The 23,404-nt window shown below is 71.1% G+C and carries 19 protein-coding genes; 13 read left to right on the plus strand and 6 right to left on the minus strand.

Annotation, left to right across the window (positions count from 1 at the left end):
• Nucleotides 1-32: 32 nt before the first annotated feature.
• From ADL12_RS12280 to ADL12_RS12290, 3 genes are all read right to left on the minus strand, one after another.
• Nucleotides 33-302, minus strand: coding sequence for a hypothetical protein (locus ADL12_RS12280; protein ID WP_062701605.1), 270 nt, complete (start codon nucleotides 300-302; stop codon nucleotides 33-35).
• Between the two features lie 126 nt (nucleotides 303-428).
• The gene (locus ADL12_RS12285; protein ID WP_062701488.1) at nucleotides 429-1,247 is read right to left on the minus strand and encodes an anti-sigma factor; all 819 of its coding nucleotides are present in this window, start codon (nucleotides 1,245-1,247) and stop codon (nucleotides 429-431) included.
• A complete protein-coding gene (locus ADL12_RS12290; protein WP_062701489.1) occupies nucleotides 1,244-1,786 on the minus strand; it encodes a sigma-70 family RNA polymerase sigma factor in 543 nt (180 codons plus the stop codon). Before ADL12_RS12290 ends, ADL12_RS12285 begins: the two co-directional genes overlap by 4 nt.
• A gap of 230 nt (nucleotides 1,787-2,016) precedes the next feature.
• On the opposite strand from ADL12_RS12290, the gene ADL12_RS12295 reads away from it, so the two are divergent.
• The 4 genes from ADL12_RS12295 to ADL12_RS12310 all read left to right on the plus strand — a co-directional run bounded on the left by ADL12_RS12295 (nucleotide 2,017) and on the right by ADL12_RS12310 (nucleotide 8,592).
• Nucleotides 2,017-3,552: a DUF4331 domain-containing protein gene (locus ADL12_RS12295; protein ID WP_062701490.1), complete on the plus strand. Its 1,536-nt coding sequence runs from the start codon at nucleotides 2,017-2,019 to the stop codon at nucleotides 3,550-3,552.
• A gap of 109 nt (nucleotides 3,553-3,661) precedes the next feature.
• Nucleotides 3,662-5,230 (plus strand): tetratricopeptide repeat protein, encoded by a 1,569-nt coding sequence (locus ADL12_RS12300; protein WP_062701498.1) that lies wholly within the window; start codon nucleotides 3,662-3,664, stop codon nucleotides 5,228-5,230.
• Nucleotides 5,227-6,924, plus strand: coding sequence for a HoxN/HupN/NixA family nickel/cobalt transporter (locus tag ADL12_RS12305; protein WP_062701500.1), 1,698 nt, complete (start codon nucleotides 5,227-5,229; stop codon nucleotides 6,922-6,924). The genes ADL12_RS12300 and ADL12_RS12305 overlap by 4 nt, the downstream gene beginning before the upstream one ends.
• Before the next feature lie 45 nt (nucleotides 6,925-6,969).
• The gene (locus tag ADL12_RS12310) at nucleotides 6,970-8,592 is read left to right on the plus strand and encodes a serine/threonine-protein kinase (protein WP_062701502.1); all 1,623 of its coding nucleotides are present in this window, start codon (nucleotides 6,970-6,972) and stop codon (nucleotides 8,590-8,592) included.
• A 4-nt stretch (nucleotides 8,593-8,596) separates the two neighbouring features.
• Here ADL12_RS12310 and ADL12_RS12315 read toward each other — a convergent pair whose 3' ends face one another.
• Complete coding sequence (locus ADL12_RS12315) at nucleotides 8,597-9,406, minus strand: SGNH/GDSL hydrolase family protein (RefSeq protein ID WP_062701504.1); 810 nt, start codon at nucleotides 9,404-9,406, stop codon at nucleotides 8,597-8,599.
• Between the two features lie 314 nt (nucleotides 9,407-9,720).
• Between ADL12_RS12315 and ADL12_RS12320 the strand changes: the two genes are divergently transcribed.
• From ADL12_RS12320 to ADL12_RS54935, 7 genes are all read left to right on the plus strand, one after another.
• On the plus strand, nucleotides 9,721-10,926 hold the full coding sequence (locus tag ADL12_RS12320) for a S8 family peptidase (RefSeq protein WP_062701507.1): 1,206 nt from the start codon (nucleotides 9,721-9,723) through the stop codon (nucleotides 10,924-10,926).
• Nucleotides 10,927-11,058: 132 nt separating this feature from the next.
• Nucleotides 11,059-11,496 (plus strand): hypothetical protein, encoded by a 438-nt coding sequence (locus ADL12_RS12325; RefSeq protein ID WP_244187875.1) that lies wholly within the window; start codon nucleotides 11,059-11,061, stop codon nucleotides 11,494-11,496.
• 1 nt (nucleotide 11,497) lies between these two features.
• Complete coding sequence (locus ADL12_RS12330; RefSeq protein ID WP_062701510.1) at nucleotides 11,498-12,595, plus strand: GNAT family N-acetyltransferase; 1,098 nt, start codon at nucleotides 11,498-11,500, stop codon at nucleotides 12,593-12,595.
• Between the two features lie 370 nt (nucleotides 12,596-12,965).
• The gene (locus tag ADL12_RS12335) at nucleotides 12,966-13,820 is read left to right on the plus strand and encodes a glycosyltransferase family 2 protein (RefSeq protein WP_062701512.1); all 855 of its coding nucleotides are present in this window, start codon (nucleotides 12,966-12,968) and stop codon (nucleotides 13,818-13,820) included.
• The gene (locus tag ADL12_RS12340; protein WP_062701514.1) at nucleotides 13,817-14,839 is read left to right on the plus strand and encodes a glycosyltransferase family 2 protein; all 1,023 of its coding nucleotides are present in this window, start codon (nucleotides 13,817-13,819) and stop codon (nucleotides 14,837-14,839) included. Before ADL12_RS12335 ends, ADL12_RS12340 begins: the two co-directional genes overlap by 4 nt.
• Entirely contained in the window at nucleotides 14,836-15,636 is an 801-nt protein-coding gene (locus ADL12_RS12345) for a polysaccharide deacetylase family protein (RefSeq protein WP_062701516.1), read from the plus strand. The genes ADL12_RS12340 and ADL12_RS12345 overlap by 4 nt, the downstream gene beginning before the upstream one ends.
• On the plus strand, nucleotides 15,629-19,483 hold the full coding sequence (locus ADL12_RS54935) for a lipopolysaccharide biosynthesis protein (RefSeq protein WP_062701519.1): 3,855 nt from the start codon (nucleotides 15,629-15,631) through the stop codon (nucleotides 19,481-19,483). Before ADL12_RS12345 ends, ADL12_RS54935 begins: the two co-directional genes overlap by 8 nt.
• 36 nt (nucleotides 19,484-19,519) lie before the next feature.
• On the opposite strand, the gene ADL12_RS12355 is transcribed toward ADL12_RS54935, so the two are convergent.
• Entirely contained in the window at nucleotides 19,520-20,932 is a 1,413-nt protein-coding gene (locus ADL12_RS12355) for a GH39 family glycosyl hydrolase (protein WP_062701521.1), read from the minus strand.
• 200 nt (nucleotides 20,933-21,132) lie between these two features.
• Between ADL12_RS12355 and ADL12_RS12360 the strand changes: the two genes are divergently transcribed.
• Nucleotides 21,133-22,227, plus strand: a complete 1,095-nt coding sequence (locus ADL12_RS12360; protein WP_062701523.1) for a DUF5925 domain-containing protein — start codon at nucleotides 21,133-21,135, stop codon at nucleotides 22,225-22,227.
• 23 nt (nucleotides 22,228-22,250) lie between these two features.
• Complete coding sequence (locus ADL12_RS12365; RefSeq protein ID WP_062701526.1) at nucleotides 22,251-23,021, plus strand: DUF72 domain-containing protein; 771 nt, start codon at nucleotides 22,251-22,253, stop codon at nucleotides 23,019-23,021.
• Here the strand turns inward: ADL12_RS12365 and ADL12_RS12370 are convergent, their stop codons facing one another.
• On the minus strand, nucleotides 23,022-23,390 hold the full coding sequence (locus tag ADL12_RS12370) for a GntR family transcriptional regulator (RefSeq protein WP_062701528.1): 369 nt from the start codon (nucleotides 23,388-23,390) through the stop codon (nucleotides 23,022-23,024).
• Nucleotides 23,391-23,404 lie beyond the last annotated feature (14 nt).

Here is a 23,404-nt window from a genome sequence, read left to right on the forward strand (position 1 = left end):
TCGAAGGCGTTCTCCAGGAACGCCGGTGCGACTCAGCGCCCGCCGAAAAGCGAACGGCGGAGCCGACGCAGCGGGGCGAAGAGCGAGACACGGCGAACCCGCGCACCGCGGTCGCTGCGCTCGTGCGTCTTGTCACGAGTGGTCAGTTCACGCATCAGCGAGGTCGCTTCGGCCGCCTCCGTCTGCGGCACGGCGGGACCCGCCAGCACCGAGAGATGGCGGTCGAGGCGCGAACTGGTCGCGCTGCTCCCGCAGGTGATCGCAGGGACCCTGGCCCTGCTGCGCACTGTTATCTGATCCATGTCACTCCCCACCCGTACGAGTCCACCCGGCCCGGGCAGGTTAACCCTATCGCCCCGGTGGGGCACGCGTGTATCGCGGTCACAGGATTCACCTTCCCCGTAAGGGGGTTGACGACCCATCTCTGATTACTCTCCGAATCCAACCGATTTCAGGGCGAGTTGGACAACCGGCTGGCTGGTGGGTTGCGGTGAGCCTCCGTCAGGCTCGACGGTCACAGCCAGTGACGTCGCGGACTTGTCGAGACCGGACGCGACCAAGGGCGTGTCGGCGTCGAAGAGCCCCAGGGAGCGCGGTTGCACATCGGGGCGCATGAGCCAGAGCTGGTGCACCCGGCCGCTCGGCAGCTCGCCGTAGCCGCTCAGAGTGACGACGGCACGCCCCTCCGATGCGGAGGCAACCACTCCGATCGTCCGCCCCTGCGCGTCCTCGCCGGCGGCTGCCCGGGCATCGGGTGCCGCCAGAACGTTAGCGATCTCACTTGCCTGGGCCTGCTGGGCATCCAGCTGATCCTGCGTCTTGTCGGCCTGTACGGCGAAGAGGGAGGCGACGACGAGGGCCGCCGCGGCCGTGGCGGTGGCGAACGGCACGAGCAAGGGGCGTGTCCTGGGCGCACGGGTGCGCGGCGGCGGCTGGGCGCCCCACACATGCGGCGGCAGCTGGGGCGCACGCGCGCGTGCCGACTCCCACCCGGCGGACTCCTGCGGGGTCGTGCGTACGGCGGCCAGGACCCGGTCGCGCATCGCGGCCGGCGGCGGGGCGGCCGTCAACCAGGCGAGGCGGACGGCGTCCTCGGACAGGGCCCGCACCTCGGCGGCGCAGCTGTCACAGGTCTTGAGGTGCTTCTCGAAGCGGAGCCGCTCGGCCGGCTCCAGGGCGTCGAGGGCGTAAGGGGCGGCGAGGGAGTGCAGGTCTGCGCGCCGCAGCAGTCGGTCGGCGAAGCTCACGCAACACCTCCCAGGCACTTGCGCAGCTGGGTGAGTCCGTCGCGCATCCGGGTCTTGACCGTGCCCAGCGGCAGGGAGAGCCGCTCGGCCACCTCACGGTACGTGTAGCCGTCGTAGTAGGCGAGGGTGACGGACTGGCGCTGCAGGGCGGTGAGCCGGTCGAGGCAGCGGCGCACCCACTCACGCTCGAGGCCCGCCTCGACCTCCTCGGTGACGTGGTCGAAGGCCGGGTGGTTCGCGCGCAGCGCCTCGCGCCGCTCGCGTTCGCCGGCCGCGCGGGCGCTGCGCACCCGGTCGACGGCGCGGCGGTGGGCGAGGGTGAGGACCCAGGACAGGGCGCTGCCCCGGCCGGGGTCGAACTTCGCTGCGGACCGCCACAGTTCGAGCAGCACTTCCTGGGCCACCTCCTCGGACTGGGCGGGGTCGCGCACCACACGCCGTACGAGCCCGTACACCGGCCCGGAGACCAGCCCGTACAGCTCCTCGAACGCCTTCTGGTCACCGCCCGCCACGAGCACCAGCAGTTCGTCCGCCTCCAACTCGTCTCCCCCTCCGGCCAGACCGCAGCGCGGCCGTCTCGTCCCACGAGGCATTCGCAACGAACCCACCTCCGGATGGGGTTACGGATCAGCGCGCCGAAAACGCGGGTGGCCCGCCGATGAAACAACTTTTCAGTTCCTCCGTAAGAACGCTTGGGATTCGACCAATCCACCCTGGCGACGGCTCCGAATCGGGTTCGTCAGGCAAGTTGGCACTGAGGACGGACGGCATGACACCTAATTCCAGGAGCGGTGCGGGACGCAGGGGCCTCGCGACCCTCGTATGTGGTGCGCTGGCCGCCGGGGGGCTCGCAGCCGCCGGCGTCGCCGCGCTGGCACCGGGGGCGGCCTCCGCCTCCAGCCACCGGGAGGCCCCGCTGATCTCGGGGACGCCGCAGTACGACAACACGGACGTGTACGCGTTCGTCAGCCCGGACAAGCCGGACACGACGACGATCATCGGGAACTGGATCCCGTTCGAGGAGCCGGCCGGCGGTCCGAACTTCTTCACGTTCGCCGAGGACGCGCAGTACGACATCCACATCGACAACAACGGTGACGCTCAGGGCGACTTGCTCTACCGCTTCACCTTCGACACGCACATCAAGAACAAGAAGACGTTCCTGTACAACACGGGTCCGGTCGAGAGCCTCGACGACAAGGACCTCAACATCACGCAGACGTACGACATCGAGCTGATCAAGCTGAAGAAGCAGAAGCTGGTGTCGAAGACGAAGATCGCCAACGACATCCCGGTGGCGCCGTCGAACGTCGGCAAGGCGTCCATGCCGGACTACACCAAGCTGCGCGACCAGGCCGTCCACGAACTCCACGGCGGCACCACGTCGTTCGCCGGTCAGGCCGACGACCCGTTCTTCCTCGATCTGCGGGTCTTCGACCTCCTCTACGGCGGGAACCTCTCCGAGGTCGGCAACGACACGCTCAAGGGCTACAACGTCAACTCCATCGCCCTGCAGGTCCCGACCCACATGATCGCCGAGTCGGCGGACCAGCCGATCGTGGGCATCTGGTCGACGACGCAGCGCCAGAACGCCAAGGGCTACTACGAGCAGGTCTCGCGCCTGGGCAACCCGCTGGTGAACGAGGTGGTGAACCCCCTCAAGGACAAGGACAAGTTCAACGCGTCCTCGCCCTGGGACGACGCCCAGTTCCTGAAGAACGTCACCAACCCCGAGCTGCCGAAGCTCATCGAGGCGATCTACAAGATCCCGGCCCCCGACGAGCCGCGCAACGACCTGGTGGACGTCTTCCTGAAGGGCGTGAAGGACCTCAACCAGCCACCGCACGTGACACCGTCGGAGATGCTGCGCCTGAACACCTCGATCAAGCCGGCCGCCGAACCCAAGCGGCTCGGCGTCCTCGACGGCGACACCGCGGGCTTCCCGAACGGCCGTCGCCTCACCGATGACGTGATCGACGCCTCGCTGCAGGTCGTCGAGGGTGAACTGCTCGGCGCCAAGAACGACTTGGGCGACGCGGTCGACAAGAACGACAAGGACTTCGAGAAGGCCTTCCCGTACGTCGCCCTGCCGACCGAGGGTTCCCGCGGCCCGCTCGCCAAGGGCACGGACGGCGAGACCGACGTCCGCAGCCAGCTCGGCGACGCGCTCCAGCCGGCCGGCGCCTCCGGCAGCACCGACAACATGACCCTGATCGCCGGGTCGGCAGGCGCGGGCGCCATCGGGGTCCTGCTGATCGGCGGGGGTCTGGCGTGGTGGCGCCGGATGCGGGAGCGGGCGTACTAAGCCCTTCCCCCACGGGCGGGATCACCGCCCCTGTCAGCTGGCGCGGCCCGCGAAGTACTCATCCCCCACGGCGCGGGCCGCGCCGCCGCACGCCGATCGAGGAGAGGGCATGGCCCCGCGTACGAACGACAGCGCACCGGAGAACGAGGAGACCAGCGACCGCGTTGCCGCCGTGCGACGAGTGAGGGCCGCACTGTCCCAGCCCGTCCGGCATGTGAGGACGAGGCCCGTTCAGGGCCGAAGCGGGGGTCTGGGGGCGGCAACCCCCAGGGACGGGACGGGTAGGGGCGGCGAGGGCGAGGAAACCACGGATGAGCGCGTCGCCGCCGTACGCCGCGCCGCCGCATCCGCCCGCCGCCGCCACGCCCTCCACCTCGCCGGCTGCGCCGCCCTGTTGGCCGTAGCCCTCACCGCCGGCTCCATCGCCTTCGGCGCCCTGCGCGACAACACCGGCCAGAACGTCGAAGCCGCATCCGCCGCCGTCTCCCCGGCCCTGCTCGCAAGCGGCGACCTCGACGCCGGCATCTCCTCCCTCCAGGCTCACCTCCGCGCCCAGCCAAGGGACTTCAGCAGCTGGTCGACCCTCGGCCTCGCCTACGTCGAACAGGCCCGCACCAAGGGCAACCCCTCCCGCTACCCCCAGGCCGACCAGGCCTTCAAGCGCTCCCTCTCCATCGAACCCGACAACGACCAGGCCCTCGCCGGCCGCGCCGCCCTCGCCGCGGCCCGGCACGACTTCGAGAACGCCCTGAACCACGCCGACCAGGCCCTGAAGGTGAACCCGTACAGCGAACGCGCCCTGTGCACCCGCGTCGACGCCCTCGTCGAACTCGGCCGCTACGCCGACGCCGCCAAGGCCGCCGACACCGCCGACGACCGCCGCCCGGGCATCCCGGTGTTCACGCGGTACGCGTACGTACGCGAGCTGCACGGCGACGTCCGCACGGCCGAGCGCGTGCTGAACCAGGCGCTCTCCTCCGCTGTCACGCCCGGCGACATCGCCTACGTCGCCACCCAGCTCGGCCAACTCGCCTGGAACCAGGGCGACTACGAGACGGCCCTCACCCACTACGCCCGCGCCCTGGCCGCCGACGAGAACTACGTCCCCGCCCTCGAAGGCCGCGCCCGCGCACAGGCCGCGAGCGGGGACAGGGCCGGTGCACTCGAGGGCCTGAAGGACGTCGTCTCCCGGTACCCCCTCCCCGGCCCGCTCGTCGAACTCGGCGAGCTGTACGAAGCGGCCGGCGACCAGGTCAAGGCCGACGACCAGTACGCCCTCGTCGACGCCTGGACGGCCCTCGCCCGCGCCAACGGCGTCAACGCCGACCTCGACACCGCCCTCGCGGCCGCCGACCACGGCGACAAGGCCTCCGCCCTGCGCGCCGCCCGCGCCGAGTGGGAGCGCCGCCGGACCGTGCACACAGCGGACGCCCTCGCCTGGGCGCTGCACGTCAACGGCAAGGACGAGGAAGCCCTCCCCTACGCCCGCAGGGCCACGGCCACCGGCTACCGCAACGCCGCGTTCCTGTACCACCGCGGGATCACCGAGCGCGCCACGGGCCACGCGAAGGACGCCCGCGAGCACCTCCAGGCAGCGCTGAAGCTGAACCCCGGCTTCTCACCACTGGGCGCCCGCGAAGCCCGTACGGCACTCAAGGACCCGGAGGCGGCCAAGTGACCCCTCGTCGTCTGTTCGCCTCCTGTGCCGCCGTCCTCACGGCGGCCTGCGCGCTCGCGCTGTTCCCCTCCCCTCCCGCGAGCGCGCACCCCCTCGGCAACTTCACCGTCAACCGCTACGACGGCCTCGTCGCCGCCCCCGGCGAACTGCGCGTCCACCACGTCGAGGACCTCGCCGAGATCCCGGCGACGCAGGCCAAGCCGGACATCGAGAAGTCGGGCGGCATGACGGAGTGGGCCCGGCAGCGCTGCGTGAAGGCCGCGCAGGGCAGTGAGGTCACCCTGGACGGCCGTACGGTCGCTCTGACGCTGAACAGCAGCCACGCGCGCGTGCGGCCCGGTCAGGCGGGGCTCGACACCCTCCGCGTGGAGTGCCGGCTGACGGCGCCGGTCCCCGAGGACGCCTCGGTCGCCCTCGGCTTCCGCAGCGCGGGCGCGCAGTCCGGCCCCGGCTGGCGGGAGATCACTGCGCGCGGCGACCGTATGACACTCGCCGCCTCGGACGTGCCGAAGGAGTCCGTCTCCCGCGAACTGACCGAGTACCCCGAGGAGTTGCTCTCCTCTCCGGCCGACACCAGGACAGCGTCCGTGCGCGTGCGCCCCGGCGGACCGGCCCTGGCCGAGGCGGAGCGGAACGCCCCCGCCTCCTCCGTCCTGCCGCGTGGCGCCGACCGCTGGACGCGTGCCCTGGACGGCCTGGTCTCCCGCCAGGACCTCACCGTCGGCTTCGCCGCCCTCGCCCTGGTCATCGCGGTCTTCCTCGGCGCGATGCACGCGCTCGCCCCGGGACACGGCAAGACCCTGATGGCCGCGGTGGCGGCGGCCCGCGGCGGCCGGGCCCGCATGAAGGACGTCCTGCCCCTGGCCGCCTCGGTGACGGTCACGCACACCCTGGGCGTGGTCGCCCTGGGCCTCCTGGTCACGGCCGGCTCAGCGGCGGCACCCTCGGTGATCACCTGGCTGGGCATCGCAAGCGGCGCCCTGGTGATCGCGGCGGGCGCGACCCTCGTACGCCGGGCCTGGTACATCCGCAGGCAGGGACACCCCCACGGGCACGGGCACTCTCACGGGCACGATCATCCGCACGGGCCCGGACACTCGCACGATCACGACGACCACCCCCACGACCACACCCACACCCACGAGACCGACCACGCCCACGACCGTCAACCAGTCCTGGTCGCCGCGCACACCCCCACCGCGACGGAGGCCCCCGCACCCGCGCCGGACCGCGTCCGAGCGCACGCCCACGCAGACCACCACGACCACCACCACGCCCCCGGTCACACTCACACCCGCGGCCTGCTCACCCACACCCACAACGGCTTCACCCACACCCACTCCACCGCCCCCACCCTCCGCGGCACGATCCTCCTCGGCTTCGCCGGCGGGCTCGTGCCCAGTCCCTCCGCGGTCGTCGTGCTCGTCGGCGCGGCGGCTCTCGGGAAGGCGTGGTTCGGGCTGCTGCTCGTCGTCGCGTACGGCGTCGGACTCGCGCTCACCCTCACCGCGGCCGGGTTCGCCGTCGTGAGGCTGGGTACCGGTGTGACGCGGGTGCTGGACAAGCAGCCCCGCTGGACGGCCCACCCCCTGACGGTCTTCGTCCGCAGGACCGCACCACTGGGATCCGCGGTACTCGTCGTACTGATCGGGGCCGGATTGGTTCTCCAGGGGGCGGCATCCGCACTCGGCTGAGCTACTTTTGTGAAGAATGCGCACGGCTGCGAATGGGGGACGCCCGTGTCCGAAGAATCTGGCAGTGAACGTCTGATCGCGGGCCGCTACCGCCTCCTGTCCCCGCTCGGCGAGGGCGGCATGGGCACTGTGTGGCGGGCCCGCGACGAGCTGCTGCACCGCGAGGTCGCCGTCAAGGAGGTGCGCGCGCCGCACGGGCTGCCGGGCCCTGAGGTCGAGCGGATGTACGCCCGGCTGGAGCGCGAGGCGTGGGCGGCGGCGCGGGTCGCCAACCGCAATGTCGTGACGGTGTACGACGTGGCGACGCAGGACGGCAGACCCTGGATCGTGATGGAGCTGGTCCGCGGTATCTCGCTGGCCGAGCTCCTGGACGCCGAGGGCCCGCTGAGCCCGCAGCGCGCCGCGCACATCGGCGCGGAGGTGCTGGCCGCGTTGCGGGCCGCGCACGAGGCCGGGGTGCTGCACCGGGACGTGAAGCCGGCCAACGTGCTGATGTCGAACGACGGCCGGGTCGTCCTGACCGACTTCGGGATCGCCATGGTCGAGGGCAGCTCCGCGCTGACGATGACCGGCGAGGTCATCGGGTCCCCCGAGTTCCTCGCCCCGGAGCGGGCGCTGGGCCGCACGCCCGGCCCGGAGTCCGACCTGTGGTCGCTCGGGGTCCTCCTCTACGCGGCCGTGGAGGGCAATTCCCCCTTCCGCCAGGACACCCCGCTCAGCACCCTGCGCGCGATCGTCGACGAGGAGCTGCCGCCTCCCCGCCGGGCCGGTCCGCTCACCCCCGTCATCGAGGGGCTGCTCCGCAAGGACCCGGCCGAGCGGCTGCCGGCCGGGCAGGCCGAGCAGGACCTGCGGATCGTCGGCGCGGGAGGGACGCCGCGCGCGGGCACCGTTCGGGCGACTCCCTACACGCCGACGATCGCGGCCCACCCGGCGCCGACCGCCCCGACGTCCCCCGTTCCGCCGCCCGGGCCGACCAGACCGACCAGGCCGACATCTGCGGCCGGTTCCGCCCGGGACACCGCCCCCGTCCGCCCCGAACGCAACCGCCGGGCCGCCGTGGCCCTGATCGCGGGTGTCATCGCGGTCGCACTGGCCGTGGCGGGGCTGACGTACGCCCTCCTCAACCGCGGAGGAGGCGGCGGGAACGAGGGGGGCGCAAACCCCACGGGCCCGACGGGGAACACGACTTCCCAGACCGAGGACGAGAACACCACCGGCGGGGACCGGACCCCGACGCCGAGCCCGAGCAGCAGCCGTACGACCGCTCCGCCGCCGCAGTCGGTGCGGGTGACGCTGGCGGGGGCCGACACGGTGTACTCGGGTTCCTGTCCGCCGCCGAGCGGCCAGGCACCGTCCTTCACGGCGACGTTCACGGTGGGCCGGCTGCCGGCCGAGGTCAGTTATCGCTGGGTGTCCGAGGACGGCGAGGTCATGGATCAGGGCTGGAAGACCCTGTCGTTCCCGGAGGGCGGCGGACGGACCAAGCAGGACAGGGCGTTCGTGACGACGTACGACGAGAGCGGGACGTTCGAGAACGAGATCAGCGTCGAGGTCCGCGACCCGGTGGAGACGAAGTCCAACTCGGTGCCGTTCTCGGTGACCTGTGTGACGGAGACCCCGACGGGCGGGGTCTCGCCATCGCCTTCCGTGTCACCGAGCTCGTAGGGGATCAGGCCACGCTGCTGAGCACCGGAAGATAACCACCCGACTGGCCCGCGGCCGTCGGGTGGTACGACTCCGGGATGTTGAGCCAGTTGACGGCGTGCATCCATGAGCTGCCGGAGCAGATCTCGTGCCCGGTGAAGGTGGGCCGCACGTCACCGAAGGTGAACCCGTGGTCCAGGGCGCGCTTCTCGGTGGCGGCATCGATGTAGTCGGCCGCGTCGTTGAGCGCCTTCCGCTTGGTCTCGGACAGGCCGAGGCACCCGGACGCGCCCAGCTTGTAGAAGCGGGGGTAGCCGAGCACGACCACATGGGCGGACGGGGCCCTGGTCCGGATGGCCGTGTAGACGGTGTCGAGCCTGCCGGGCAGCGTCGAGTCGACGAACGCCTTCGCGGTGTTGATCCGTGAGACGCAGGCGCTGTCGGACTGGAGCACACAGGTCGTCATGATGTCGGCGAAGCCTGCGTCGTTGCCGCCGATCGTGATGGACACGAGCGCGGTGGTGGAGCTGAGCGGGCCGAGCTGACTGGCCGTGACATCACTCGTACGAGCGCCCGAGCAGGCGGTGAAGTCGAACGACGAGGGTGAGTTCGCGGCGGCCCACAGGGACGGGTACGCCCTCGCGCTGCGCTTGCAGTCGCCGCTGGCGCTGTCGTAGCTGCCCGCGCCGAGGCCGGAGGAGTAGGAGTCGCCGAGGGCCACATAGCCGCCGGTTGCGGCGGTGTCGTCGGCCTGCGCGGCGGCGGCCCCGGTGAGGGCGGTGCCGACGGCGAGAAGGAACGAGGCGACGTATACGGAAAGTCGGGAACGTCTCATGGAACCTCCCTATAGCAGGATCACTGCCATAACCGTCGTACCAACTACGCGTGTTGACGGGAAGTGTCCATGCCAAGACTTTTCCGGTCATCACGGGCCTCAACCTATGGGTTCACTATGCGTCTGATTTCGTGTTCATGACAGATTTGTTGACAGACCGTCAACTCCCTTGTTCTTCATGCCTGGAGCACAGATCCTTTACCTCGGCCTGGAACGGGAACGCGACGTTCCGGGCCGTGCGTGCGAGGACGCGCGCACCCCCCACATGTGCGCGCACCACCCCTGCGCGCCGCCAGGAGGAGGACTCCCTCGTAATGGCACAACTGCGTAGCAAGAAGTTCCGGTTCGCCGCGATAACCAGCCTGGCGACCGCCGCCCTCGTCGGCGGACTCACGTCCCTGCCCGCCCAGGCCGCCCCGGCCGAGGGCAAGGTCCTGGCCGCCGGTTCCCCCACGGCGATCAAGGACAGCTACATCGTCACGCTCAAGAAGAGTGCCGACCTCAAGGCCGCCTCGAGCGCGGGCAAGAGCCTGATCAAGGAGTACGGCGGCTCGGTGAACAAGACGTTCGGCACCGCGCTGAACGGCTATGCCGCCACCCTCTCCGCGACCGAGGCCAAGAGACTCGCCGCCGACCCGGCGGTGGCCTCGGTCGAGCAGAACCAGCGCGTCACGATGGACGCCACGCAGTCCAGCGCCCCCTGGGGCCTGGACCGCATCGACCAGACCTCGCTTCCGCTCTCCGGCACCTACACCTACCCGGACAGCGCGGGCAGCGGCGTGACGGTGTACGTCATCGACACCGGCGTCCGCATCACGCACCAGCAGATCAGCGGCCGCGCCTCCTACGGCTACGACGCCGTCGACGGCGACACCACCGCCTCCGACGGCAACGGTCACGGCACCCACGTGGCCACCACGATCGCGGGTTCGACCTACGGCGTCGCCAAGAGCGCGAAGATCGTGGCGGTCCGGGTGCTGAACAACAGCGGCTCGGGCACCACGGCGGGCGTGGTCGCGGGCATCGACTGGGTGACGGCGAACCACTCGGGTCCCTCGGTCGCCAACATGTCGCTCGGCGGCGGCGTCTCCACCGCTCTGGACACGGCCGTGCGCAACTCCATCTCCAGCGGCGTGACCTACGCCCTCGCGGCCGGAAACAGCTCCACCAACGCCTCGTCCACCTCCCCGGCCCGGGTCACCGAGGCCATCACGGTCGGCGCCACCACCAGCTCGGACGCCCGGGCCAGCTACTCGAACTACGGCTCGGTCCTGGACATCTTCGCGCCCGGCTCCTCGATCACGGCGGGCTGGTACACCAGCGACACCGCGACGAACACCATCTCCGGTACGTCGATGGCCACCCCGCACGTCGCGGGCGCGGCCGCGGTCTACCTGGCGGGCCACACCTCGGCCTCCCCGGCCGCGGTCGCCTCGGCCCTGACGAGCGGCGCCACCGCCAACGTGGTCACCAGCCCCGGCAGCGGCTCGCCCAACCGGCTGCTGAAGCTCGTCCCGTAACAGCACACCGCACGATCTGAGCAAACCGTTCCCCGGAGACGCCCGCCGTCTCCGGGGTACGTCTTGACGGCCCCCACGGAGCTGAGCCACATTGAAGCCCGGCATCCGGCGCTTCGGGGGGCAAAGTCGCCAATGCAGACCTTACGTATCAAGACAGCTTCATCCAGAGCCGAGGCTCAGGACACCGAGCGTGCGCGGCCAGGACCGGGGAGGGACCTGACGCCGCTGCTCGCGGGCGCCGCCACGGCGGTGGGGGGATTCGGCGCGGTGGTCGCGCTGGTCGACTCGGGCTCGCCGCTGCGCGGCCCGTTCACGCTGTTCTTCCTGCTCGCCGCACCGGCCGCGGCGATCGCCGCCGCGCTGCGCGGGCTGGAACCCTTCGGCCGGACCGTCGCCGCGGTTGCGGGCGCGGTCGTCGTCAACATGCTGGTGACCCAGGGCATGCTCGCCGTGCACCGGTGGTCGGTACGCGGCGGGATCGTGGCCGTGACCGCGATCAGCGCCGTCATTCTCCTGCTGGTTCTGCTGCGGCGGCTGCGCGGCCGTACGACGCGAAGGCGGACTGACTGACGTGGACATCAGCGTGTACCGTCCCGGCGAGCTCAGCTCCGCCGACCGGGCGGCGTGGACATCGATGCAGTCCAAGGCCCATCTGCAGGGTTCGCCCGAGCTGGGCAACCCCTTCCTGTCCCCCGAGTTCGCCCTCGCGGTCGGCCGCTGCCGGCGCGGGGTGCGGATCGCGGTCGTACGGGAGAGCGGCCAGCCGACCGCGTTCTTCCCGTTCCAGCGGACGGCGGCCGGTGTCGGCCGGGCCATCGGCCTCGGTGTCTCGGACGCCCAGGGGCTGGTGCACCGGCCCGGCTTCACCTGGGAGGCCCGGGAGCTGCTGAAGGCGTGCGGGCTCGCCGTCTGGGAGTTCGACCACCTGGTGGAGGGCCAGGCGGCGTTCGAGGCGGGGGCCTCCGGCACGTTCCCGTCCCCGGTCATGGACGTCGACCAGGGGTACGAGGCGTATCTGAAGCAACTCCGCGAGCAGTCACCGAAGTTCACGCGGACGACGCTCGCCAAGGAGCGCAAGCTGGGCCGGGACCACGAGGGCGTGCGGTATGTGCACGACGAGCGTGATCCGGCCGCGCTGCGCACGCTGATGGCCTGGAAGTCCGCGCAGTACCGCAGGACCGGGCGCAGCGACCGCTTCGCGCACGAGTGGATCACCCGGCTCGTGGAGCAGCTGTTCCACACGCGCTCCGAGCCGTTCGCGGGGATCCTGTCGGTGCTGTACGCGGACGGCAAGCCGGTCGCCGCGCACTTCGGGCTGCACACCGAGCGGGTGCTGGCCTGCTGGTTCCCGGCCTACGACCCGGCGTTCTCGAAGTACTCGCCGGGCCTGGTCCTGCATCTGCGCATGGCCGAGGCGGCCGCCGCCGACGGCATCGCCTATCTGGATCTCGGCCGGGGGCAGAAGGAATACAAGGACTCCCTGAAGACACGCGAGCTGATGGTGTCGGAGGGGTGGGTGACCCGGCGTCACCCGGTCGCGTTCGGACACCGGGCACGCCGTGCCCCGGTCCGGGCGCTGCGCAACACCGTGCAGACCCGGCCGGAGCTCTTCGAACCGGCGGACCGGCTCCTGAAACGTATGGGGAAGATCCGCTCGGTAGGCAGGTAACTCCGGTCAAACCAACAAAAACGTGAGGGCTCGTTCCAGCTCTTGCCATACAGGCTCAATCATCAATACCGTCGTACATCTCACGCGCAATCGGACTGTCGAAGCGGCTCTAGGGGAGGGCTCAAGGACCGCGACAGTCCCGGCGCGGAGCGCGGTAGGGGGGTGCTCGGTGACGGTGTCCGCATGTGTGACCGAGTCGTGCCGCGCGACCGGCTGCCGTTTTCCCGGTGGTCGGCCAGATTTGCCAGCTCACTACACGTACACGGAGAGACAGTTGTCCGTGCCGTGAGTGAGAACCCCCCTTTCGAACCGGACAAAGAGCCGGGCCGCCCAGGGGCGGGCGGTCCACCGGACGAGAGGGACCAGACTCATGAGTTCTGTTCTGCGCCCGGCGGTTGCCGAACAAGATCCGTCAACAGCCGGAAAGTACCGCCCTGTCTCCTCACACATGGCCATCGCGCCGCCGGTGAGCGTGGTGATTCCGGCCATGAACGAGGCCGAGAATCTTCCGTACGTCTTCAAGACGCTTCCGGACTGGATTCACGAAGTCGTCCTGGTGGACGGCAACTCCACCGACAACACCGTCGAAGTGGCCCGTGAGCTGTGGCCGGAGGTCAAGGTCGTGCGGCAGCGCGGCAAGGGCAAGGGGGATGCCCTGATCACCGGGTTCGAGGCGGCCACCGGCGACATCATCGTGATGGTCGACGCGGACGGCTCGGCCGACGGCCAGGAGATCGTGTCGTACGTCTCCGCGCTGGTCTCGGGCGCGGACTTCGCCAAGGGGTCCCGCTTCGCCAACGGCGGCGGCACGGACGACATGACGCCGATCCGCAAGCTCGGCAACTGGGCGCTGTGCACGGCCGTCAACCGCAAGTTCGGCGCCCGCTACACCGATCTCTGCTACGGATACAACGCGTTCTGGCGGCACTGCCTGGACAAGATCGACCTCGACTGCACCGGCTTCGAGGTGGAGACCCTGATGAACATCCGGGTCGTCAAGGCGGGACTGAAGGTGCAGGAGATACCCAGCCACGAGTACCTCCGCATCCACGGCACGAGCAATCTGCGGGCCGTGCGGGACGGGCTGCGGGTGCTCAAGGTGATCCTCAAGGAGCGCTCCAACCGGCGTGCCCTGCGCCGCCGCAGCGCCGAGGCGCACTCCCCGATGCTCGACTCGGTGCCCTCCGTGCACTCGGGTCACTCGGTCCGAGGAGAGGCGTCTTGAGCGGTCCCGACATCTCCGTCGTGATCTGCGTGTACACCGAGGACCGCTGGGAGGACATCCTCGCGGCGGTCTCCTCGGTACGGGCGCAGGCGTATCCGGCATTGGAGACTCTGCTGGTCGTCGACCACAACGAGGCGCTCCTGGAGCGGCTGACCAAGGAGTACAAGGACGCAGGGGACGAGGTGCGGGTGCTCGCCAACGCGGGCCCCCGCGGCCTGTCCGCCGGCCGCAACACCGGTATCGCCGCCTCGTACGGCGAGGTCATCGCGTTCCTCGACGACGACGCCGTGGCCGAGCGGGACTGGCTGCGGCACTTCGCCGCGGGGTATGCCGACCCGCGTGTCATGGCCGTCGGCGGGCGCACGGAGCCGATCTGGGCGTCGGGGCGCCGGCCTGCCTGGTTCCCGGAGGAGTTCGACTGGGTCGTGGGCTGCACCTACCGGGGCCTGCCGCGCGGCCGGGTGAAGGTGCGCAACGTCCTCGGCGGCAACGCCTCCTTCCGGCGTACGGCGTTCGACTTCGCGGGCGGCTTCGCCTCCGGCATCGGGCGCGACGGCGACCGGCTGCCGCTGGGCTGCGAGGAGACGGAGCTGTGCATCCGGCTCACCCGGGCCAGGCCCGACGCGGTGCTGCTGATCGACGACCGTGCGGTGATCCACCACCGGGTGCCCGGAGCGCGCGAGCACTTCCGGTACTTCCGCACGCGTACCTACGCCGAAGGTCTGTCGAAGGCGCTCGTGGCCCGAAGTGTGGGCGCCGACAAGGGACTTGAGTCGGAGCGCCGGTACACCACCCGGGTCCTGCCGGCCGGGGTGGCGCGCGGGCTGCGGGACGCCGTGCTGGCCCGGCCGGGCGGTGCGGGGCGGGCGGGCGCGATCGTCGCGGGGGTGCTGACGGCGGCCGGTGGGTACGTCGTCGGGAGTGTCCGGGCGCGCCGGGGCGGCGTTACGTACTCGGTGGCGGGGACCGACAGGGAAGCCGGCGAGGGGGAAGCCGGCAGCGAGGGGGGCATCAGATGAGCGACACGCGCGTGCCGATTCTCATGTACCACGCCGTCTCCACCGCGCCGAACGACGCCACCCGTGATCTGTCGGTGGCGCCGGAGGCGTTCGCGGAGCAGATGGCGCTGATCGGCGATCTGGGCCTGACTCCGGTCCGCACGGCCGATCTCGCGGCGCGCTGGCGCTCGGGCAAACCGCTGCCCGAGCGGCCGGTGCTGATCACCTTCGACGACGGCTACGAGGGCGTGCACCGGCACGCCCTGCCCGTGCTGGCCAAGCACGGCTTCCCGGCCACGCTGTTCGTCTCCACGGGCTGGCTGAAGGGCCCGCACGACACCGGCGGCGGCCTGGACACCATGCTCGACTGGGGCCAGGTCCGTGAACTCGCCGAGGCGGACGTCGAGATCGGCGGCCACAGCCACACGCACCCGCAGCTCGACCAGCTCCCGGACGGCCGGTTGCGCTCCGAGCTGATCCTGTGCAAGGAGATCATCAGCGACGAACTCGGCACCGTCCCGGCCTCGTTCGCCTACCCGTACGGCTACTCCAGCCGCCGGGTGCGCGAGGCGGTGCACGAGACCGGGTACGCCCAGGCGCTCGCCGTCAACAACGGCCTCGCGCGGCGGCGGCAGGGGCCGTACGCCCTCACCCGCCTCACCGTGCGCCGAGGCACCGGCATCGAGGAGTTCCAGCGGATGGTCGAGGGCCGTGCGATCAGCCGCACCTTCGCCAGGGACCGCGCCCTGACCAAGGGGTACGCCGTGGTCCGCAGAGCCCGACAGGTCCGCCGGAAGGCCATCCGTTCCCGTGTCTGACACGACGACCACGACCGAGCCCGCATCGACCGACGCGGCGGCGCCCGAGCAGTCGGGGCGCCGGCTTCGCCTGCCCGGCATGGGCGGGCCCTCCGGGGGCAGTCAGCTGTTCCGCAACGCCTACGCCCTGATGATCAACACCGGCATCTCCGCCGTGCTGGGGCTGGGTTTCTGGCTGGCCGCCGCCCGCTACTACTCCGAGTCCGCGGTCGGCCAGGGCTCCGCCGCGATCGCCGCGATGAAGTTCCTGGCGGGTCTGACCGCGGTGACGCTGACGGGCGCGCTGGCCCGCTTCATCCCGGTGGCGGGACGCAGGAGCTTCCGGCTGATCTTCCGGACGTACGCGGGCAGTTGCGTGGTCGTGGCGCTCGCCGCGGGCGTGTTCCTGCTGACGCTGGACCTGTGGGGGCCGTCGTACCGGTTCCTGGACGGGGCGCGGGGCGGGCTGTTCTTCGTCGTGGCCGTCGTCGCCTGGAACCTGCTGACGCTGCAGGACGGCGTGCTGACCGGGCTGCGCAGCGCGGTGTGGGTGCCGGTCGGCAACACCGTGTTCTCCGCGGTGAAGCTGGGTCTGCTGGTGGCCTTCGCGGTGGCGATCCCCACCGCCGGTGTCTTCGTGTCGTGGGTCGCGGCGATCGCGGTGTCGGTGCTGCCGCTGGGCTGGCTGGTGTTCCGGCGTCTGGTGCCGCGCCATGAGGAGGCGACCGAGGACCACGCCCGCCCGCCGTCCCTGAAGGAGATCGGGAAGTTCCTGGCGGGCGACTACACCGGCTCGCTGTTCTCGCTCGCCGTGGTCTATCTCATCCCGGTGATCGTGGCCGCGCAGGTCTCCGCCGAGGACAACGCGTACTTCTACATCACGGCCACGATCGGCGGCACGGTCAATCTGCTCGCCATCAACATGGGCGCCTCCCTCACGGTCGAGGGCTCGCACGACCCCGGTCGGCTGGCCGCCAACACCCGGGCCGCGCTGCGCCGCATGGCGCGGATCATGGTGCCGGTCGGCGCGATCCTGTTCTTCGGGGCGCCCTGGATCCTCGGCGTCTTCGGCCAGGGGTACGCGGACGCGGCGACCCCGCTGCTGCGCTGGTTCGCCGTCGGCGCGCTGCTGCGGGTCGTCATGGAGACGTACTTCGCGGTCCTGCGCGCACAGAGCCGCACCGCCGGACTGGCCTGGCTGCAGGGCCTGCTGTGCGCCCTGGTGCTCGGCCTGACGCTGCTGCTGCTCCCCCGCATGGGCCTGACCGGCGCCGGTGTCGCCGAGATCGTCTCCCTCGCGGTGATCGTCGCGATCGCCGCGCCCAAGCTGTACCGGACCGCGCGGGCGACGTCGGCCGAGGTGCCCGAGGACGCGGCCCCCGACGGTGACCTCGCCGACCTGGGGGCGCGCGAGGTGCCCGCAGGGGCGCGCAAGCGCATGCCCGGCTGGGCGCTCGACACCGACACCCTCACCCTCGGCATCCACGTCGACTTCGACCACCTGGAACGCCGGCCGGACGTCCGCCCCGGCCCGGGTACGCCGCCCACCGGCGCCCCGCCGGTCCCCCCCGAACGCCGGCCGGCCTGGGCCCGCAAGCCCGAGGTCGGGCTGCCGGTCGAGGACCGTGAGCCGGGCTCGGAGGCGTCGCTGGGGCCCGCCGAGGTGGACGCGCCGTTCGAGGCCGGGTTCGACGCGGGCATGGGCGACGAGGCCGTACCGGAGGAGCGCGAGGAGGCTGCCGTACGGGAGGAGGCCGTCGTACGGCAGGAGGCTGCCGTACGGGAAGAGCCGCCCATGCCCGAAGAGGCCGTACGACAGCCCGAGGCGCCCTCGCTCACCTGGCGTGAGCGCCTGCTGCCCACCCGCCTCGGGGTCGTCCTCGGCTGTCTGCTGATCGCCGCGCTGCTGCTGTACTGGGTGCCCGCGCTGCGGCTCGGCGAGAGCGATCTGGACGGGATGGGCGGGCTCGGGCTGATCTCCGTGCTGCCGCTGCCCACGCTGGTCGGGGCCGCGCTGCTGGCGGTGGTGTTCGCCTCGCTGCTGTGGCTGGGCCGCGAGCACAGGGCGCTGCTCCTGGTCACCCTGCTCGCGACGGTCGTGTCGCTGCACGCCCTGCCCGCGCTGATCGAGACCGAGCCGCGGTTCGCGACGGCCTGGCAGCACCTCGGCTTCCTCGACTACATCGACCGCACCGGGTCCGCCGTGCCCGACCTGGACGCCCGCTGGAGCTGGCCGGGCTTCTTCGCGGTGGTCGCGTTCGCCGCGAAGGCATGCGGGGTCAGCGACCTCACCGAGGTCATCCGCTGGTGGCCACTGGCCATGCAACTCCTCTACCTGGTCCCGATGTTCCTGCTCGTGCGCTCGATGCGGGCGAGCTGGCGCGCCAAGTGGACCGGCATCTGGATCTTCGTGCTCAGCGGCTGGGTGGGCCAGGACTACTTCTCGCCGCAGGGTTTTACCTACCTGCTGTATCTGACGTTTGCGGCGATCCTGCTGGTCTGGTTCCGCGCGCCGGGCGTGATCTGGACGAAGCGGCGGCCCGGCGAGGTCGAGGTCGAGCCGACGGACCGGCGCCAGCGGGCCGTCCTGCTGATGGTCGTGACGGGCCTGTTCGCGGCGAGCGTCCCGGCCCACCAGCTCACGCCGTTCGTGATGCTGGGCGTGCTGACGGCGCTCGTCCTGATCGGCAAGTCCGAACTGCGGGGCCTGCCCATCCTGTTCGGCGTCATGGTGACGGTCTGGATCGGCTTCCTGGCCGAGCCGTACTGGTCCGGGCACTTCGACGAACTCTTCGGCGGGGTCGGCGGCGTCGGCAGCAACGTGTCGTCCTCCGTCTCCGGCCGTATCGAGGGCGGCAGCTCCACCCACAAGCTCGTGCTGTACACGCGCGTGCTGCTGGCCGGCGGTGTGATGGCCTTCGCCTGCTGGGGCTGGTGGCGGCGGCGCTTCCACCGCTACCGGGAGCGTTCGCTGCTCGTCCTCACCTTCGTGCCGTTCCTGGGCTTCGGCATGCAGTCGTACGGCGGCGAGATGGCGCTGCGCGTCTTCATGTTCGCCCTGCCCGGCGCGGCCCTGCTCACCGGTCTCGCCTTCTTCCCGCGCACCGGCGTCACCGCGAAGGAGCGCGACAAGGACCGGGTGAGCCTCGCCCCGCTGGCCGCGCTCATGGCGGGCCTGGTGCTCATGGGCGGCTTCCTGGTGGCCCGTTGGGGCAACGAGCCGTTCGAGCGGGTGCGGCCCGGTGAGGTCGCCGCCATGGAGTACGTGTACGCCCATGACGACCCGAGCCTGCGGCTGCTGTGGCTGAGCAGCGACCCCGTCAACGACGTGACGCCGGCGATGCCGTGGGGCTCGCGGGACATGGAGAAGGTCGCGTACGTGCCGACGTTGGCGCCGACCGACCCGGTGCTGGTGTCGGGCCTGGTGAAGGCGCTCAAGGACGCGGGCCCGAACTCGTATCTGATGATCAACCGCGGTCAGGTCACCTATCTCCGGCTCGACGTGGGCTACTCGGCGACCTGGGAGACACGCCTGATCCAGAACCTGGACAAGCGGCAGGAGCTGAAGAAGGTCTTCGTCAACGCCGACGTGACGATGTACGCGCTGAAGAAGCAGGCGGCGGGTGAAGTCCCGAAGGCCGATCCCGGACCGATCGGGCCGCAGGTGACCTGGACGCCGTGGTCGGTGGTCGGCGGGCTCGCGGCTCTCGCGCTGATCGTGCTGCTGATGGCCCGCGAGGTCGTCAGGGTCGCGATGGCGCCGAGTGTGCGGCAACTGCGGTGGCTGCAGAGCAGCTTCTGGTTCTCGCTGCCGCTGCTGGCGGTGCTGTTGGCTTCATTGGTGCAGCGGTTCCTGACGATCAAATAGACGATCGCGCAGGCGATCACCCAGCGGTCAAGTGGCTCAGCGCTTGAGCCACTTGACCTCGTACGCCTGCAGCTCGACCTTCCTGCCGTCGACTTTCGCGCCGGTCTGCCGGTCCAGGGTGTTCACGACCAGGACCACCTTGCTCGTGCCCAGAACCCGGACCTCGGGCTTGTCCACGGACACCTTCCTGTACTCGGTGCCCGGCCGGAACTCCTTGCCGAACCGGGAGACCAGGTCGTACATCGGCAGCTTCTCGCCGCCCCCCGCGGTGTCGGTCGGCGTCCAAAGACAGCCGGCACACTCGGTGCCCGTCTCCTCCTCCGGGTTCCAGTAGAAGGCGGAGGAGGCGCCGCCCTCGGCCAACGCAATCAGTCCGGCGGCCTGGACGGCGACGCGGCGAGACTCGGACCAGCCCTTGCGGTCGTCGTTGCCGTCGGCGGGCTCGACGTAGTACTCGGCCCACCACAGCGGCAGGTCACCGGTCTGCCGCCGCACCCACTGTCCTACGTCCGTGAACTTGTCGGTGGCCGTGAACTCGTCGGGCAGCAGCTCGTCGTCCCGGGTGTAGCTGGAGCCGTCCACGACGACGAAGTCGGCGCCGGTCCTGTGCTCGTTCCAGTACGCGAAGGCGTCGACGGTGCGCTGGTCCAGGGCGCCCCAAGGGCCGGTGAGGGCCGTCGAGGCCTCCTCGGCGCGCGGGTCGACGCTGTCCATCACGAGGTAGGGCCCGCCGACCATGATCTCCGGGTTGACCTTCTTCAACGCCTTGTAGACGAGGTTGTACAGCTGGGTGTAGCCCTCGTGGTCCCAGCGGCCCTCGGCGTCGTTCCAGAAGCCCTTGAACTCGTTCCAGACGATGAAGTGCCGTACGTCCGGATAGCGCTTGGCGACGGTCACGGCCAGCGCGGCGAAGTCCTCGAAGTGCTCGGGCTCGGGCGCCGTCTCCAGCGCGGCCTGGCTCCAGTTCGTGTTGTCGACGCCGGCCTTGCCGCCCTTCATCCAGTCGGGGGCGCAGCACAGGGTGACGACCGGGGTGCTGCCGGAGGCGCGGATGAAGTCGATGCGCCGGTCCATGTCCTCGAAGTCGTAACGCCCCTTGACCGGCTCGGGGTTGTTCGCTCCCCAGCCCATGATGTGCTGGATCTGCGGCAGTCCCCCGGCGTCCGCGAGCCGCCCCTCGACGCGCTTCACGGCTGCGGCGGCGCCCTCGTCGGCGCTGTGCTGGGTGTGGGTGAACCCCCAGCCCACCTCCGGCTTTGTGGCGTCCGGCGTGGCGGTCGGGGTGCCGTGCACCTTGTCGCCGTCGCGTGAGGTGCCGTCGGTGTTCACGCCGTTGCCCGGAAGTGTGGCGAGGAGGGTCACGATCAGGGCCAGAGCCGTCGCGCCCACGCCGAGCAGCGCGGTGAGCCGCCACCGCCGTGCCCCCGAATTCCACCCATGACGTCCCATCAAGGACAACGGTAACGGGGGTGACAGCCGCTCGGGCGGGTTTCGCAACTACACGGTCCTGCAACAGGACGGAGGGGATACCACGGAAGCTTCGGGCACGGCACGCGTCGGGCCGGGCCCTGGCCCCAGGCATGGCCCGTTGGCGGGATGGACCACGGAAAGCGGGTGCACGGGCCCGCCGCGTGACGGATCATGGCCGCATGTCTGCGAACCCACACGACGCTCTGCCGATCCGGCTCAACGTCGACGACAGCGACTCGCCGTCCGACGTCGTCGACGCGCTGTTCCTCGGCCGCTTCGCGACGGGCGAGCAGCCGTACTCGCACGCGGCGAACATCGACCGCGTACGGTCCGGGGCGACGCTCCTGCCGCCGGGCGCCCGCGTGCTGCGCGCCGCCCGCGACGACGACCGCAGCGCGACGCTGGCGGAGGGCGAGGGCTGGACCCTGCTGATCTCCCGCTGGAACCGGGGCGCCGACGTCACGGTGACGGCGACCAGCGAGGAGCTGGCCGCGCGCGTGCTGGGCGAGGCCACGGACGGCGCGGAGGACGAGCCCGAGCCGCAGCCGGAGAACGTGACCATGGGCTTCTGGTACGTCTCCCCCAGGCGCGGCCCGCACCGCACCACCCGGCAGATCTCGGCGGGCACCTGGGACGAGGTTCGGGCCAACTACACCGCGCCGGTCGCGGACGCGATGGACCGCCTGATGAAGACGACGCCCGAGGACATCGCGGGCCGCTTGCTCCTGCTGCACGGCCCGCCGGGCACGGGCAAGACGTCGGCGCTGCGGACGCTGGCCCGCTCCTGGCGGGACTGGTGCCAGGTGGACTGCGTCCTGGACCCGGAGAGGCTGTTCAGCGACGTCGGCTACCTGATGGACATCGCGATCGGCGAGGAGGACTCGACGGGCAAGGGCCGCTGGCGGCTGCTGCTCCTGGAGGACTGCGACGAGCTGATCCGCGGCGAGGCGAAGCACACGGCGGGCCAGGCGCTGTCGCGCTTGCTGAACCTGACGGACGGCCTGCTGGGCCAGGGCCGCAACGTCCTGGTCGGCGTGACGACCAACGAGGACCTGGAGCGCCTCCATCCCGCCGTCGTCCGCCCCGGCCGCTGTCTGGCCCGCATCGAGGTGGGGGCGCTCACGCGCCGGGAGGCGGTGAACTGGCTGGGCACCGACGAGGGCGTCGGCCGGGAGGGGGCCACCCTGGCGGAGCTGTACGCGCTCAAGCGGGGCACCTCCCCGACGTCGCTGCCGGAGCCGCGGGACGAGGCGGACGCGGGGCTGTACCTGTAGCCCTCCGGTGCTTTCATGGTCGTATGACCCTGTTCGTCGGGACATCGGGGTGGCAGTACAAGGACTGGCGGGGTGCCTTCTACCCCGCCGATGTGCCCATGCGGCTGTGGCTGGAGGAGTACACGGAGCACTTCGCCACGGTGGAGATCAACAACGCGTTCTACCGGTTGCCGACACGGGAGAACTTCGAGGCCTGGCGCGACCGGGTACCGCGGGATTTCGTGGTCGCGGTGAAGGCGAGCCGCTACCTCACCCACATCAAGCGCCTCAAGGATCCCGAGGAGCCGGTCCACCGTCTGATGTCCCACGCGGCGGGCCTGGGCGACCGCCTGGGGCCGGTCCTCCTCCAACTGCCGCCGACCCTGCGCGCCGACCCCGACCTCCTGGATGCCTGCCTGGCCTGCTTCCCGTCCGGAACGCGGATCGCGGTCGAGCCCCGCCACGAGTCCTGGTGGGCATCCGAGACCCGCAAGGTTCTGGAGTCCCGGGGTGCCGCCCTGTGCTGGGCCGACGTCCAGGCCCGCCCGGTGACCCCCCTGTGGCGCACCACGGACTGGGGCTACGTCCGCTTCCACGAGGGCCGCGCCCACCCCTGGCCCCGCTACGGCCGACGCTCCCTGGAGACCTGGGTCGACCGCATCGCGACGACCTGGTCCGACGCCGAGGACATGTACGCGTTCTTCAACAACGACCCGGGCGGGGCGGCGGTGGAGGACGCGGTGGTCTTCGGGCGGGCGGCGACGCGAGCGGGCCTCACGGTCACCCGCACGCCGGAGATCACTGCACGCCGCTGACTACTCCCCGTAGGCCGCCCGCAGGGCATCCCGCACGGCCGCCGCCGCATCCGCCTCCGTCAGGCCGAGCCTGCGGGCCTTCTCCGCATACGCCTGCGCAGCCGACGCCAGCTCACGCTCCGCGGCCGAGCCCGCCGCGGCCACGAACGTGCCGTTGCGGCCCCGCGTCTCGATCACCCCGTCGCTCTCCAGCGCCCGGTACGCCTTGGCGACCGTGTTGGCCGCCAGCCCCAGCGACTGCGCCAGCCCTCGCACGGTCGGCAGCCGGTACCCGACCGGCAGCAGGCCCGATCGCGCCTGCTCGGAGATCTGCGCCCGCACCTGCTCGTACGGCGCGGCACTGTCGTCGATGTGGATCTTCAAGGTCACGCAGCGATTGTCCC

Origin of the sequence: Streptomyces regalis (genome assembly GCF_001509475.1) — a bacterium.
GTDB classification, from domain to species: domain Bacteria; phylum Actinomycetota; class Actinomycetes; order Streptomycetales; family Streptomycetaceae; genus Streptomyces; species Streptomyces regalis.

What these genes read in the sequence shown, in the direction of transcription:
- ADL12_RS12280 (WP_062701605.1), bottom strand. Translation starts at nt 302, where the DNA reads ATGGATCAGATAACAGTGCGCAGCAGGGCCAGGGTCCCTGCGATCACC.
- ADL12_RS12295 (WP_062701490.1), top strand. Translation starts at nt 2,017, where the DNA reads ATGACACCTAATTCCAGGAGCGGTGCGGGACGCAGGGGCCTCGCGACC.
- ADL12_RS12300 (WP_062701498.1), top strand. Translation starts at nt 3,662, where the DNA reads ATGGCCCCGCGTACGAACGACAGCGCACCGGAGAACGAGGAGACCAGC.
- ADL12_RS12315 (WP_062701504.1), bottom strand. Translation starts at nt 9,406, where the DNA reads ATGAGACGTTCCCGACTTTCCGTATACGTCGCCTCGTTCCTTCTCGCC.
- ADL12_RS12320 (WP_062701507.1), top strand. Translation starts at nt 9,721, where the DNA reads ATGGCACAACTGCGTAGCAAGAAGTTCCGGTTCGCCGCGATAACCAGC.
- ADL12_RS12325 (WP_244187875.1), top strand. Translation starts at nt 11,059, where the DNA reads ATGCAGACCTTACGTATCAAGACAGCTTCATCCAGAGCCGAGGCTCAG.
- ADL12_RS12335 (WP_062701512.1), top strand. Translation starts at nt 12,966, where the DNA reads ATGAGTTCTGTTCTGCGCCCGGCGGTTGCCGAACAAGATCCGTCAACA.
- ADL12_RS12345 (WP_062701516.1), top strand. Translation starts at nt 14,836, where the DNA reads ATGAGCGACACGCGCGTGCCGATTCTCATGTACCACGCCGTCTCCACC.
- ADL12_RS12355 (WP_062701521.1), bottom strand. Translation starts at nt 20,932, where the DNA reads ATGGGACGTCATGGGTGGAATTCGGGGGCACGGCGGTGGCGGCTCACC.
- ADL12_RS12360 (WP_062701523.1), top strand. Translation starts at nt 21,133, where the DNA reads ATGTCTGCGAACCCACACGACGCTCTGCCGATCCGGCTCAACGTCGAC.
- ADL12_RS12365 (WP_062701526.1), top strand. Translation starts at nt 22,251, where the DNA reads ATGACCCTGTTCGTCGGGACATCGGGGTGGCAGTACAAGGACTGGCGG.